Source organism: Variovorax raffinosi, assembly GCF_051216615.1.
Lineage (GTDB): Bacteria > Pseudomonadota > Gammaproteobacteria > Burkholderiales > Burkholderiaceae_C > Variovorax.
The window spans coordinates 574,612-589,248 of sequence record NZ_JBPJZR010000002.1; the positions used below are offsets into that span (position 1 = coordinate 574,612).

Consider the following 14,637-nt stretch of genomic DNA (forward strand, 5'->3'; position numbering starts at 1 on the left):
GGAAGTAGAAAAGCCCTTGATCCTGTTAGGAATCAAGGGCTTAGCGATTTGGTGGCCTGGGGCGGAATCGAACCACCGACACGCGGATTTTCAATCCGCTGCTCTACCAACTGAGCTACCGGGCCTCGGTTGCATTGTGTGCAGCCCTAAATTATACAGCGCTTCTGCGCCCTCTTGAAAGATCCACACCAAGTTGTTTGAGTTTGCGATACAGATGGGTGCGTTCGAGGCCGGTTTTTTCGGCGACGCGGGTCATCGAACCGTTCTCCATCGCGAGGTGGAACTCGAAGTACGCCTTCTCGAAGCCGTCGCGCGCATCGCGCAGCGGGCGGTCAAGGTCGAAGCTCTGGGTCGACTGCGGGCCTGCATCGGGCACGGGCACGGAAGCCAGCGACGCCATCAGCAGGCTGTCGCCCGTGGTCGTGATCGCAGCAGGCAGGTGGCCGCCCGCCGGGGCGGGCACCACGCCAGCGGCGGCGCGGCGTGCGCTTTCGCGGGCCAGGCCCTGCTCGACGGCCTTGAGCAGCTTCTGCAGCGTGATCGGTTTTTCGAGGAATGCGAAGGCGCCGATGCGCGTGGCGTCGACCGCCGTGTCGATGGTGGCGTGCCCGCTCATCATGATGACGGGCATGCTCAGCAGGCCGGCGGTGGACCACTCCTTGAGCAGCGTGACGCCGTCGGTGTCCGGCATCCAGATGTCGAGCAGCACGAGGTCGGGCCGCGCGCGCTGGCGTGCAGCGCGGGCTTCGGCGGCGTTTTCCGCGAGCTCCACGTTGTGCCCTTCGTCATTGAGAATTTCGAAGAGCAGGTCCCGAATGCCCAGCTCGTCATCGACCACGAGAATGTTTGCCATGAGTGCTGCTTGTTGTATGCGCTGGTGTCTGCAAAGGTAGGTAGGTCCGCTGGCCCATCCATCGCCTGAGCGACGGACTTGTTCGCGCTCAGGTGGCGGAAGACTTCGAATCTTCAGTGTGAGCGGTCGCTGCGCGCGACTCGCTTGCCAGCGCGAATGATAGCGAGACTTGCGCCCCCGCCACAGCCCCGTCGACAACGCGGTTGGAAAGCTCGATGCGCGCGCCGTGTTCGTCGGCGATCTTCTTGACGACGGCAAGGCCCAAACCGGTACCTTTTGTTTTCGTCGTGACGTAGGGCTCGAAGGCGCGCTTGAGAATGTTCTCGGCAAAACCCGGGCCGCTGTCCTGCACGGTCAGGCGCACGCGCTGGCCCGAGTCGCCCAGCCGCGTGCGAACGACGACCTCGCCGGCCTTGCCGGTGGCACTGGCCGCAGCCTCGGCAGCGTCCTGCGCGTTTTGCAGCAGGTTGTGCAGGACCTGGCGGATCTGCTGTTCATCGCCGCGGATCGGCGGGCAGCGCTCGTCGAGTTCGGAGCGCAGCGCGATCGGCAGGTTCTCGGCGTTGTAGAGCTGAAGCACGTCGACCAGCAGGGCGTTGAGATCGACCGGCTTGAGGTCGGCCGCGGGCAGGCGCGCGTAGTCGCGGAATTCATTCACCAGCCGCTTCATTGCATCGACCTGGTCGACGATGGTCTTCACCGACTTCACGAGGATGGCCTGCTCGGGCGGCGCGACCTTGCCCGAGAGTTTCATCTCCAGCCGCTCGGCCGACAGCTGGATGGGCGTCAGCGGGTTCTTGATTTCGTGCGCCAGCCGGCGCGCCACTTCGCCCCAGGCCTGCGCGCGCTGGGCCGACACGATCTCGGAGATGTCGTCGAACACCAGCAGCCGCGCGGCACCGGGCAGCTCCGCGCCGCGCGCGACGATGTTGATGGCGCCGTCCTGTTGCGGCAGATCGGTGCCGCTGGCGTGCAGCTCGAAGGCATGCTGCCAGTGGTCGAGGCCGTGCTGCATGCGCTCGACCTGGAACTCGTCGAACTGCTGCTGCACCTTGGTGCCGAAGTCGGCCAGGCCTGGCACATCGACAAGCGCCCGCCCTTCGTAAGCGGCCAGCGGGGCGCGCAGCACGCGGGTGGCGCCGGGGTTGGTCGACAGCACGATGCCCTTGGCGTCGAGCACGATCACGCCCGAGGTGAGGTTGTCGAGAATCGTCTGTAGGTTGGCACGGGCCGCATCGAGCTGGCCCACGGTCTTCTCGACCGCGCCGCGCGCATCGGCCAGTTGCTGGGTCATCACGGCAAAAGAGCGCGTGAGGCCGCCCAGCTCATCCTTGCCTTGCAGCACAGCGGTGGGCCGCAGGTCGCCGGCCGCCACCTGGCGCACGCCATCGGCCAGCACGAGCAGCGGCCGCGCGAGCTGGTTGCCGAACAGCACGGCCAACAGCACCGCGCCGAAGACGGCGAGGAACAGGCTCAGTGTCAGCGTGCCGATGTACATGCGGCGCAGCCCGCCGCGTGCAAGCGCCCGCTCCTGGTATTCGCGATTCGCTTCCTGCACATCCAGCGCGTTCTTGACCACGGCCGGCGGCAGCAGCCGCGTGACCTGCAGGTAGCGCGGCGCGGTGTCGAAGTCGAAACCCGGCCGTTGAACCATGGCCAATGCACGCACGCTCGCGGCCGGCGGCGCGGCACCGGGGATGGCGGTTTCGTCCAGGCCTTCGATGTGCGCGACAGGCCGGTCCGGCCGCACCTGGCGGAACTGCTGGGTGGTCGGCCGCTCCGGATTGAGCTGGAAGCGCGAGGCGCCCGCGCCGGCGATCAGTTGCCCGGAGCCGGTCCAGAGCACCACGTCGCTGGCTTCGAGCTGGTCGCGGATGCGCTCCAGCACCAGGCCCGCGCTCGCATCGGGCACCTGGGCCAGTTGCGCGCTCGCGCTGCGTGTCTTCGTGGCCAGGTCGTCGGAGAGTGAGTCGAGCGTGGCGCGACCGAGGTTCAGGCCCGCATCGAGTGCGCCTTCGACCTTGACGTCGAACCAGCTCTCGATGGAGCGCTCGACGAACTGGTAGGACACGACATAGACCAGCGCCCCGGGCACCACGCCCACCAGCGCGAAGATGGCTGCCAGCTTGATCAGCAGGCGGCTGCCGAACTTGCCCTGGCGCAAGCGCCGCAGCAGCCGGAAGGCGACCCAGCCGATCACCAGCACGAGCAGCACCGCCACCACGACATTGATGCCGAACAGGCGCACGTAGTAGCGCTCGTACAGCTCGCGGTTGTTGGTGGCCTGCGCCAGCAGGAACATCAGCACGAGGCCGATGGCCGTCACCATCGCGGCGCCCACGCCCACGGCCCAGCGCATCGCGCGCGAGCGGCGAGCAACGGGCGTGGCCGCTGCGCCGCTGCGCGGTGCGGTGCTCACCGCTGCTTCTCCAGCGCCAGCCGCGCGGTGCGCTCGGCCGAGATGTTCCAGTCGGCCTGGCCGACGACGCCGATCTGGAAGGGACGCGGAAGCTGCGAGGTGTCGAGCCGGAAGCGGAAGGTCACCTGGTGCAGCGGCTCGTCGCCGATTTCCGCGGCGTCGCCCAGCCGCAGCCGGCCGATGCGCTTGATGGCGTCCAGCGCGTCACTGAGGGTGTCGAAATTCTGGTTCAGCGAAATGCCCAGGCCCACCGCGCCGGTGATGGGCAGCGGCGACACGTTGAGGCGCCAGCGCCGCGTGAGCGGCTGGTAGGCCAGCCGCATGTGGCGCTGCACCTGCGCCACCTTGCGATCGGTCCAGTACCAGCGCTCCTGGAAGAGCTCGGCCTCGGCCACGAAGTAGATGGCGATGCCCTTGTCGAGCACCTCCTCGACCAGCGTGGGCAGCTCGAACTGCACGGCCGCACCCAGGTACACGCCGTCGTCGGCCTGTTCAAGGCGCATCTGCGTGATCGAGGCTCCGGGCCGGCTCTGCGCGGCGGCCGGGGCCGGCAGCAACGCCATCCACATCACCCAGGCCCAGGCCAGCACGGCCAGCAGGACCGGCCAGCGCCGCTCAGTCCGGGCGCTTTTCAAGCAGGGCGTAGAAGAAGCCGTCGTGGTCACCTGAGAGATTGTCCGGGACGCCACGGGCATTCGCCCCGCTTTGAGGCAGCAAATGGCCCGGTGACGGCCGCAATCGTGCGTTGGTGTTGTGTACAAGAAACGCATCAATTTGTTGCGAGCCCTCTTCGCGGAAGACGGAACAGGTGCAGTAAAGAAGACGGCCGCCGGGCCGCACCAGCGGCCAGAGCGCGGCCAGGAGCGCCGCCTGTTGGGCGGCAAGCTGGGCGGTATCGCTTTCGCGGCGCAGCCAGCGAACGTCGGGATGGCGGCGGACGATGCCTGAAGCGGTGCATGGCGCGTCGAGCAGGATGGCGTCGAAAGGCGTGCCGTCCCACCAGTCGGCGGGGCGTGCGGCATCGGCGACCACCACCTTGGCTTTCAGGCCGAGGCGGGCCAGGGTTTCGTCGATCCGGCGGCTGCGGACGGCATCGACTTCGAGGGCGATCACATCGATGGCGTCTGCGCCGGCCATCTCGAGCAGATGCGCGGTCTTGCCGCCGGGTGCGGCGCAGGCGTCGAGCACGCGCAGCGGTGCGGCGCCCGGCGATGTGGGCAACAAGCCATCGAGCAACAGAGGCGCAGCCATCTGGGCCGCCGCGTCCTGCACCGAACAGGACCCATCGGCAAAGCCGGGCAGTTGTTGCACCGGGCGTGCGCGTGCCAGTTGCAGGCCGCTCGGCCCCACACGGGTAGCGGCAAGGCCCACGGCTTCCAACTCCGACAGATAAGAAGCTGCGTTGGATTTTTGGGCGTTGACGCGCAGCGTCATCGGCGCCTGTGCGTTGTCGGCACCCAGCACACGCTGCCATTCACGCGGATGGTCGCGCTTGAGGCGCTCGATCCACCAGCGCGGATGGTTCCATTGCGCGACCGGCTCGCTATCGGTGATGGCCACGAGTTCGTCGCGTTCGCGCAGGAAACGGCGCAGGCACGCGTTGATGAAGCTGGCCTGCGCCCGCGTGGCGGGGTTCCGCTTGGCGGCTTCGACGGCCTGGTCGACCAGCGTGAAGGGTTCGTAGGGCGCGCGTTCACCGTCCCAGGCCAATGCCAGCGCGGTGCACAGCAAGGCATCGGGCAATGGCGGTGGCGTGCGCTTGGCGAGATGCCGGCGCAATGCTTCGGCGCGGCCGAGCCAGCGCAGCACCTGGAAGCCGAGCGCCTGCACGCCGGGCCGCATCGCCGGTTCGACAGCCTCGAACGCCACGGAACCCGAAGTGCCGGCGCGGATCGACGCCAACGCCACCGCGGTCAATTGCAGTTGGCGCCACAGCGGCGGTTGCAGCAACGGCGAGGCGTTGCTGGAAGGATCGGAAGGTAGTTCAGCCAAGTTGGGGCGATGGTAACGGGCGAGCCAAAAGCAGGACGCCGCGCAAGGTAAAGATGGAAAGGAAGCCGCGTCGTCAGAGCAAAGGCGCGGCCGGACGCAGACGCACGGCCCATGCCACCAGCAGCGCCGGGAACTGGGTCAGTGCGGCGTTGTAGTGCCTCACCGCGATGTTGAACTGGTGGCGAGCAATCTCCGCGGCCGCAGAAGGCTCGGGCCACGCAATCGGCTCGATGGCGCTGGGTGCCGCAGCCACGGACCCGGGCTGCAACTGTGCCGGGCGCGAGAGCGTGCCGTCGGCCTCGAAGATCGTCACCGCATCCGGGTGCTTGCGCTGCCATGCGCCGATCCACACCTGCAGCGCAGTCGCCAACGCGGCCATGCCACCGGCATCGAGCGGATGCAGCCGGGTCGCGCCCAGCAAGGTGGCCAGCTGCGTGGTGGCGGCCTGCAGCGGCGCGATCGACGACAGCAATTCGTTCGCCGGCGCTTCGGCCGGCAACTCGGCGGTGATGCTCGCCTGCACAAAGTCCAGTTGCTTGCTCAACGCCGCATCGAGCGTGGCGTAGGCCTGCAGCACGGTCGCGCGCAAACGCACCAGCCGGTTGTAAGCGCCGACAAACCAGAACAGCAGCACCGCGATCACGATCCAGCTGGCCAGCGATTCGGGCAACAAGCTCATCGACAAAGCCTCATGGAGAACACAAAGAAAAACGCCCCCCAACCGTGAGCGGTCGGGGGGCGTGGGGTACCGGTCATGGCCGGTGATGCTAACCAGTTATTCGGTCGCGGCGCCTTCGCTGGCGTCGACCGTGCTGGTCACATCGCTGTCGCCGGAGCCTGCCAGTTCGGCAGCTTCCGACTCGGCGATGGCGCGGCGCTCGGCCTCGTCCATGGCGTCCTTGACCTTGCGGGCCTGGTGGTAGGCCATGCCGGTGCCTGCGGGAATCAGGCGGCCGACGATGACGTTTTCCTTCAGGCCGCGCAGCTCGTCGCGCTTGCCCATGATCGCGGCTTCGGTCAGCACGCGCGTCGTTTCCTGGAACGAAGCAGCCGAGATGAACGAGTCGGTCGACAGCGATGCCTTCGTGATACCCAGCAGCAGGTTGGTGAACGTCGCGGGGATCTTGCCTTCGGCGCGCAGGGCGTCGTTGGTGTTGAGCATTTCGCTGCGTTCGACCTGTTCGCCGGAGATGTAGCCGGTCTCGCCGATGTTGTCGACCACGACGCGACGCAGCATCTGGCGAACGATCACCTCGATGTGCTTGTCGTTGATCTTCACACCTTGCAAGCGGTACACGTCCTGCACTTCGTCCACGATGTAGCGCGCCAGTTCTTCCGAACCCAGCAGGCGCAGGATGTCCTGCGGATCCGCCGGGCCGTCGACCACGGACTCGCCCTTGTTCACCACCTGGCCTTCGTGCACCAGGATGTTCTTTTCCTTCGGCACGAGGTCTTCGTAGACGCCGCCTTCGGGATCGGTGATCTGCAGGCGAATCTTGCCCTTGGTTTCCTTACCGAACGACACGGTGCCGGTCATTTCCGCCAGCATGCCCTTGTCCTTCGGCGAACGGGCTTCGAACAGCTCGGCCACACGCGGCAGACCGCCGGTAATGTCGCGCGTCTTCTGGCCTTCGACCGGAATACGGGCCAGCACTTCGCCGGGGCCCACGTCCTGTCCGTCGCGGATCTGCACCAGGGCGCCGATCGGGAAGCCGATGGTCACCGAGTGATCGGTGCCCGGGATCTTCACTTCCTGGCCTTGTGCGTCGATCAGCTTGACCTGCGGGCGAACGACCTTGGCAGCGCCGCGGCGCTTCGGATCGATCACGACCAGGGTCGACAGACCGGTCACTTCGTCCACCTGCTTGGCAACCGTGAGGCCTTCCTCGACGTTTTCGAACTGCGTCTTGCCGGCGAATTCCGTGATGATGGGGCGCGTCAGCGGATCCCAGTTGGCAAGCACGTGGCCGGCCTTGATCTGCTGGTCGGCCTTGACCGCCAGGATCGCGCCGTACGGCACCTTGTGGCGTTCGCGTTCACGGCCGTGTTCGTCATGAATGACGATCTCGCCCGAACGCGAAATCACGACCAGGTCGTTCTTGCTGTTGGTCACGTAGCGCATCGTGGCGTTGAAGCCGATCGAGCCGTTCGACTTGGCTTCGACGCTCGAGGCCACTGCCGCACGCGATGCCGCGCCACCGATGTGGAACGTACGCATCGTCAGCTGCGTGCCGGGTTCGCCGATGGACTGCGCCGCGATCACACCGACGGCTTCGCCGATGTTGATCAGGCCGCCACGGCCCAGGTCGCGGCCGTAGCAGGTCGCGCAGATGCCGAAGCGGGTTTCGCAAGTCAGCGCGGTACGCACCTTGACCTCGTCGACGCCTTGCGCTTCGAGCTCTTCGATGTTGTCCTCGTCGAACATCTCGCCGGCCTTGAGCAGCACCGAACGGTTTTCCGGGTGCAGCACGTCGTCCGCAGCCGAGCGGCCGAGGATTCGGTCGCGCAGCGACTCGATCACTTCACCGCCTTCGACGATCGCGCGCATCAGGTAGCCGTTGTGCGTGCCGCAGTCCTGCTCGGTCACGACCAAGTCTTGCGTCACGTCGACCAGACGACGGGTCAGGTAACCCGAGTTCGCCGTCTTCAGCGCCGTGTCGGCCAGACCCTTACGGGCACCGTGGGTGGAGATGAAGTACTCCAGCACGTTCAGGCCTTCGCGGAAGTTCGCGGTAATGGGCGTCTCGATGATCGAGCCGTCCGGCTTGGCCATCAGGCCCCGCATACCGGCCACCTGGCGAATCTGCGCTGCAGAACCGCGAGCACCCGAGTCGGCCATCATGTAGATGGAGTTGAACGACTCCTGCTCGACGTCCTTGCCATGGCGATCGATGACGCGCTCCTTGGAGAGCTTGGCCATCATGACCTTCGACACTTCGTCGCCGGCCTTGCCCCAGATGTCCACCACCTTGTTGTAGCGTTCGCCGGAGGTCACCAGACCGGAGACGTACTGCTGTTCGATCTCCTTCACTTCCTTGGCCGAGCGCTCGATGATGCCGTGCTTTTCAGCGGGCACCAGCATGTCGTCGATGGCGATCGAGATACCGGCCTTGGTTGCCAGACGGAAGCCGTTTTGCAGCAGCTTGTCGGCGAACACGACGGTCTCTTTCAGGCCGCACTTGCGGAACGAGACGTTGATGAGCTTGGAGATTTCCTTCTTCTTCAGCGCCTTGTTGATGTTCGAGAACGGCAGGCCCTTGGGCAGGATCTCGGACAGCAGTGCACGGCCCACGGTGGTGTCCACGAGCGAGGTCGACGGCGTGAACACGCCGGTTTCCTTGTCCTTGGTGTACTCCGTGATACGCACCGCGACGCGGGCGGTCAGCTCGACTTCGTTGGCGTCCAGCGCGCGCTGCACTTCACCGATGTCGGAGAAGATCAGGCCCTCGCCCTTGCCGTTGATGCGGTCGCGGGTCGTGTAGTACAGACCCAGCACCACGTCCTGCGAAGGAACGATCGACGGCTCGCCCGAAGCCGGGAACAGCACGTTGTTGGAGGCCAGCATCAGCGTGCGGGCTTCCATTTGCGCTTCCACCGACAGCGGCACGTGAACGGCCATCTGGTCGCCGTCGAAGTCGGCGTTGAATGCCGCGCAGACGAGCGGGTGCAGTTGAATGGCCTTGCCTTCGATCAGGATGGGCTCGAAGGCCTGGATGCCCAGACGGTGCAGCGTAGGCGCACGGTTCAGCATGACCGGGTGCTCCTTGATGACCTCTTCCAGGATGTCCCAGACCACCGGCGTGCCCGATTCGACTTCCTTCTTGGCAGCCTTGATCGTCGTCGCGATGCCCATGGCTTCGAGGCGCGAGAAGATGAAAGGCTTGAACAGTTCGAGCGCCATCAGCTTGGGCAGGCCGCACTGGTGCAGCTTGAGCGTCGGGCCCACCACGATGACCGAACGGCCCGAGTAGTCGACGCGCTTGCCCAGCAAGTTCTGGCGGAAACGACCGCTCTTGCCCTTGATCATGTCGGCGAGCGACTTGAGCGCACGCTTGTTGGCGCCCGTCATGGCCTTGCCGCGACGACCGTTGTCCAGCAGCGAGTCGACAGCCTCTTGCAGCATCCGCTTTTCGTTGCGCGCGATGATTTCCGGAGCCTTCAGCTCCAGCAGGCGGCGCAGACGCGAGTTGCGGTTGATGACGCGGCGATACAGGTCGTTCAGGTCGGAGGTCGCGAAGCGGCCGCCGTCCAGCGGCACCAGCGGACGCAGGTCCGGCGGCAGCACGGGCAGCACGTCCAGCACCATCCACTGGGGCTTGATGCCCGACTTGCGGAAGGCTTCCAGCACCTTCAGGCGCTTGGAGTTCTTCTTGACCTTGACTTCGGAGCCGGTCAGGTCGCCACGCAGGCGTTCGATCTCGCTGTCGAGCTCGATGCCTTCCAGCAGGTCCTTGATACCTTCAGCGCCCATCTTGGCAACGAATTCGTCGCCGAATTCCTTGCGCTTGGTGTCGTAGTCGTCCTCGGACATGATGCCGAACTTCTTCAGCGGGGTCATGCCGGGGTCGGTGATCACGTAGGCTTCGAAGTACAGCACGCGCTCGATGTCGCGCAGCGTCATGTCGAGCACGAGGCCCAGACGCGACGGCAGCGACTTCAGGAACCAGATGTGGGCGCAGGGCGCGGCCAGGTCGATGTGACCCATGCGCTCGCGGCGCACCTTGGTCTGCGTGACTTCAACGCCGCACTTCTCGCAGATCACGCCGCGGTGCTTCAGGCGCTTGTACTTGCCGCACAGGCATTCGTAGTCCTTGATGGGCCCGAAGATCTTGGCGCAGAACAGGCCGTCGCGTTCGGGCTTGAAGGTGCGGTAGTTGATCGTCTCGGGCTTCTTCACTTCGCCGAAAGACCACGAACGGATCTTCTCGGGCGAAGCCATGCCGATCTTGATGGCATCGAAATGCTCATCCGGCGTGAATTGCTTGAACAGGTCGAGTAATGACTTCATGTGACTCTTTCCTTGTCTGCTTATGAGCGTTCGAGTTCGATGTCCAGGCCCAGGGAACGGATTTCCTTGACCAGCACATTGAACGATTCCGGCATGCCGGCTTCGATGGAGTGTTCGCCCTTGACGATCGACTCGTAGACCTTGGTGCGGCCGACCACGTCGTCGGACTTCACGGTCAGCATTTCCTGCAGCACGTAAGCGGCGCCGTAGGCTTCCAGCGCCCACACTTCCATTTCACCGAAGCGCTGGCCACCGAACTGGGCCTTGCCGCCCAGCGGTTGTTGCGTGACCAGCGAGTACGGGCCGGTGGAGCGGGCGTGCATCTTGTCGTCGACCAAGTGGTGCAGCTTCAAGAAGTGCATGTAGCCCACGGTGACCGGACGATCGAACTGGTCGCCGGTGCGGCCGTCGAACAGGTAGGCCTGCGTGCGCGTATCGGTCAGGCCCTTGAGCTTGGCGATGTCGTCCGGGTAGGCGAGCTTCAGCATGCCGCGGATTTCTTCTTCCGAAGCGCCGTCGAACACTGGCGTGGCGAACGTGGCGCCGTTCGTCAGGTTGGCTGCCATGGCGAGCAGCTCGGGGTCGCTCAACAGGTTGAGCTCTTCCTTGCGACCCGAGCCGTTGTACAGCTGCTCCATGAACTTGCGCAGCTCGGCCACCTTGGCCTCCTGCTGCAGCAGGTCACCGATGCGCTGGCCGATGCCCTTGCCGGCCCAGCCCAGATGCACTTCGAGAACCTGGCCCACGTTCATCCGCGAGGGCACGCCCAGCGGGTTCAGGCAGATGTCGCACGGCGTGCCGTCGGCCATGTGGGGCATGTCTTCGACCGGAACGATCTTGGACACCACACCCTTGTTGCCGTGACGGCCGGCCATCTTGTCGCCCGGTTGCAGGCGGCGCTTGACGGCCAGGTAGACCTTGACCATCTTGAGCACGCCCGCGGGCAGCTCGTCGCCCTGCGTGAGCTTCTTGCGCTTTTCTTCGAACGCGAGGTCGAAGCTGTGGCGCGTCTGCTCCAGCGAGTTCTTGATCGACTCGAGCTGCGTTGCCACTTCGTCTTCCGCCGGGCGGATGTCGAACCAGTGGAACTTCTCGACCGACGACAGGTAAGCCTTGTCGAGCTTGGTGCCCTTGGCCAGCTTGTTCGGGCCGCCGTTGGCGACCTTGCCCGTCAGCAGCTTCTCGATACGGTCGAACGCGTCGGCTTCGACGATGCGAAGCTGGTCGTTCAGGTCGAGGCGGAAGCGCTTGAGTTCGTCGTCGATGATCTGCTGGGCGCGCTTGTCGCGCGTGATGCCTTCGCGGGTGAACACCTGCACGTCGATCACGGTGCCTTGCGAGCCCTGATCCACACGCAGCGAGGTGTCCTTCACGTCGGAAGCCTTCTCGCCGAAGATGGCGCGAAGCAGCTTCTCTTCAGGCGTCAGCGTGGTCTCGCCCTTCGGCGTGACCTTGCCCACCAGCGTGTCGCCCGGCTGCACTTCGGCGCCGACATAAATGATGCCGGATTCGTCGAGGCGGTTGAGCTGCTGCTCGGCCAGGTTCGGGATGTCGCGCGTGATTTCTTCGGCACCGAGCTTGGTGTCGCGAGCCATCACCACCAGTTCCTCGATGTGGATCGAGGTGTAGCGGTCTTCCGCGACGACGCGCTCCGAGATCAGGATCGAGTCTTCGAAGTTGTAGCCGTTCCAGGGCATGAACGCGATCAGCATGTTCTGGCCGAGGGCCAGTTCGCCGAGGTCGGTCGATGCACCGTCAGCCACCACGTCGCCCTTGGCGATCTTGTCGCCGCGCTTGACGATGGGGCGTTGGTGGATGTTGGTGTTCTGGTTCGAACGCTGATACTTGATCAGGTTGTAGATGTCCACACCGACTTCACCGGCTGCCGCTTCGGCATCGTTCACGCGCACCACGACGCGGGTCGCATCGACGTAGTCGACGATACCGCCACGGGTGGCCGTGACCACGGTGCCCGAGTCGACCGCGGAAACGCGCTCGATACCGGTACCGACCATCGGCTTTTCGGGGCGCAGCACAGGCACGGCCTGACGCTGCATGTTGGCGCCCATCAACGCGCGGTTCGCATCGTCGTGCTCCAGGAAGGGCACGAGCGAGGCAGCCACCGACACGATCTGCGCGGGCGACACGTCCATGTACTGGATGCGTTCGGCACCGACCAGGATCGATTCGCCGGCTTCACGCGCGGAGACCAGGTCGCCGGTCAGCACGCCGTCCTTGTCCAGGGCCGCATTGGCCTGGGCGATGACGTACTTGCCTTCTTCGATGGCCGACAGGTAGTCGATGTCCATCGTGACCTTGCTGTCGACCACGCGACGGTACGGCGTTTCGATGAAGCCGTATTCGTTCAGGCGGGCGTACAGGGCCAGCGAGTTGATCAGACCGATGTTCGGGCCTTCTGGCGTTTCGATCGGGCACACGCGGCCGTAATGGGTCACGTGCACGTCGCGCACTTCGAAGCCTGCACGTTCACGCGTCAAACCGCCCGGGCCAAGAGCCGACACGCGGCGCTTGTGGGTGATTTCGGACAGCGGGTTCGTCTGGTCCATGAACTGCGACAGCTGCGAAGCGCCGAAGAATTCCTTCAGCGCAGCCGAGATCGGCTTGCTGTTGATCAGGTCGTGCGGCATCAGCGGCTCTTGCTCCGCTTGACCCAGACGTTCCTTCACGGCCTTCTCGATGCGGGCCAGGCCAGTGCGGTACTGGTTTTCGGCCAGTTCGCCGACGCAACGCACGCGGCGGTTGCCCAGGTGGTCGATGTCGTCGACTTCGCCGTTGCCGTTGCGCAGGTCAACGAGGATCTTGACCACGGCCAGGATGTCTTCGTTGGTCAGCACCATCGGGCCGGTCGATTCGTCGCGGCCGACCTTGGCGTTGAACTTCATGCGGCCCACGCGCGACAGGTCGTACGTGTCCGGGTTGTAGAACAGGCGCTGGAACAGCGCTTGCACTGCGTCTTCCGTCGGCGGCTCGCCGGGGCGCATCATGCGGTAGATGGCCACGCGCGCTGCGAACTCGTCGACGGTTTCGTCGATGCGCAGCGTCTGCGAGATGTACGCGCCCTGATCCAGTTCGTTCGTGTAGATGACCTGGATGTCCTGCACGCCCGAGGTGCGCAGCTTCTTGAGCAGCGCTTCGGTCAGCTCGTCGTTGGCCTTGGCCAGGATTTCACCGGAGTCGGCGTCGACGATGTTGCGGGCAATGACACGGCCCACCAGGAAGTCTTCGGGCACGCTGATGTGCGTGGTGCCGCCTTGTTCCAGCTCGCGCGTGTGGCGCGCGGTGACGCGCTTGTCCTTGGCGACCACGACCTTGCCCGACTTGTCGGTGATGTCGAAGCGCGCGACTTCGCCGCGCAGGCGCTCGGAGACGAACTCCATCTGCGCGCCGCTGTCCATCAGGCGGAAGTTGTCGTTCACGAAGAAGTTCGCGAGGATCGATTCCGGGTTCAGGCCGATGGCCTTCAGCAGGATCGTGACCGGCATCTTGCGGCGACGGTCCACGCGGAAGTACAGCATGTCCTTCGGGTCGAACTCGAAGTCGAGCCACGAGCCGCGGTAAGGAATCACGCGGGCCGAGAACAGCAACTTGCCCGAGCTGTGCGTCTTGCCCTTGTCGTGTTCGAAGAACACGCCAGGCGAACGGTGCAGCTGCGAGACGATCACGCGCTCGGTGCCGTTGATGATGAACGAACCCTTGTCGGTCATGAGCGGCACTTCGCCCATGTAGACCTCTTGTTCCTTCACTTCCTTGACCACCTTCGACTGCGACGTCGACGACTCGCGGTCATAGATGATGAGCTGGACCTTGGCGCGCACGGCCGAGGCGAAGGTCAGACCACGGGTCTGGCATTCACGCACGTCGAAAGCCGGCTTCGCGAGGTTGTACTCGAGGAACTTCATCTCGACAAAACCGTTGTGCGAGACGATCGGGAAAGCGGCGTCGAACGCGGCCTGCAGGCCTTCGACGGTGCGCTGTTTGGGGGCGATGCCGGCTTGCAGGAACGCGGTGTACGCGTCTTTCTGCATCTGCAGCAGGTAGGGAATTTCGACGACGCTGTCGCGGTTGCCGAAACTTTTTCGGATGCGCTTGCGTTCTGTGTAGGTATAGGCCATGAGAGCTCCGGAGCTTGAGATCTTCAGCGACTTGGTTCGCGTGCAAATGCACCACTCCTTGGCGGCTGGCCACTACCAGCCGTTGGCGGACGGTGATGCATTGCACATCACCCGAACCAAGGGGTCTTCTGCAGTCGGGGTCAGAAGACACTCAAAAACCGCGTCGCGACGTCGGCTTTTGAGTGCGCTCTGAAAGCGCCAAAGGCTGGAGGGCCTTTGCAGACGCCTCCAG

7 protein-coding genes and 1 tRNA gene are annotated in these 14,637 nt (G+C 64.9%); all 8 read right to left on the reverse strand.

The window, feature by feature from the left end:
- Window positions 1–49 precede the first annotated feature (49 nt).
- Window positions 50–125 (reverse strand) — tRNA-Phe (locus ACSFB7_RS08735).
- Window positions 126–151: 26 nt separating this feature from the next.
- The gene (locus ACSFB7_RS08740; RefSeq protein ID WP_435469061.1) at window positions 152–853 is read right to left on the reverse strand and encodes a response regulator; all 702 of its coding nucleotides are present in this window, start codon (window positions 851–853) and stop codon (window positions 152–154) included.
- 88 nt (window positions 854–941) lie between these two features.
- The gene (locus ACSFB7_RS08745; RefSeq protein ID WP_435469063.1) at window positions 942–3,272 is read right to left on the reverse strand and encodes a sensor histidine kinase; all 2,331 of its coding nucleotides are present in this window, start codon (window positions 3,270–3,272) and stop codon (window positions 942–944) included.
- A complete protein-coding gene (locus ACSFB7_RS08750) occupies window positions 3,269–3,907 on the reverse strand; it encodes a DUF4390 domain-containing protein (RefSeq protein WP_435469065.1) in 639 nt (212 codons plus the stop codon). Before ACSFB7_RS08750 ends, ACSFB7_RS08745 begins: the two co-directional genes overlap by 4 nt.
- A complete protein-coding gene (gene rsmB / locus ACSFB7_RS08755; protein ID WP_435469953.1) occupies window positions 3,888–5,219 on the reverse strand; it encodes a 16S rRNA (cytosine(967)-C(5))-methyltransferase RsmB in 1,332 nt (443 codons plus the stop codon). The genes ACSFB7_RS08750 and rsmB overlap by 20 nt, the downstream gene beginning before the upstream one ends.
- Before the next feature lie 118 nt (window positions 5,220–5,337).
- Complete coding sequence (locus tag ACSFB7_RS08760; protein WP_435469067.1) at window positions 5,338–5,943, reverse strand: LemA family protein; 606 nt, start codon at window positions 5,941–5,943, stop codon at window positions 5,338–5,340.
- A gap of 96 nt (window positions 5,944–6,039) precedes the next feature.
- Window positions 6,040–10,272 (reverse strand): DNA-directed RNA polymerase subunit beta', encoded by a 4,233-nt coding sequence (rpoC, locus tag ACSFB7_RS08765; RefSeq protein ID WP_435469069.1) that lies wholly within the window; start codon window positions 10,270–10,272, stop codon window positions 6,040–6,042.
- A 20-nt stretch (window positions 10,273–10,292) separates the two neighbouring features.
- Complete coding sequence (gene rpoB, locus ACSFB7_RS08770) at window positions 10,293–14,405, reverse strand: DNA-directed RNA polymerase subunit beta (protein WP_435469071.1); 4,113 nt, start codon at window positions 14,403–14,405, stop codon at window positions 10,293–10,295.
- Window positions 14,406–14,637: the final 232 nt, after the last annotated feature.

What these genes read in the sequence shown, in the direction of transcription:
- ACSFB7_RS08740 (WP_435469061.1), bottom strand. Translation starts at nt 853, where the DNA reads ATGGCAAACATTCTCGTGGTCGATGACGAGCTGGGCATTCGGGACCTG.
- rpoB (WP_435469071.1), bottom strand. Translation starts at nt 14,405, where the DNA reads ATGGCCTATACCTACACAGAACGCAAGCGCATCCGAAAAAGTTTCGGC.
- rpoC (WP_435469069.1), bottom strand. Translation starts at nt 10,272, where the DNA reads ATGAAGTCATTACTCGACCTGTTCAAGCAATTCACGCCGGATGAGCAT.
- ACSFB7_RS08760 (WP_435469067.1), bottom strand. Translation starts at nt 5,943, where the DNA reads ATGAGCTTGTTGCCCGAATCGCTGGCCAGCTGGATCGTGATCGCGGTG.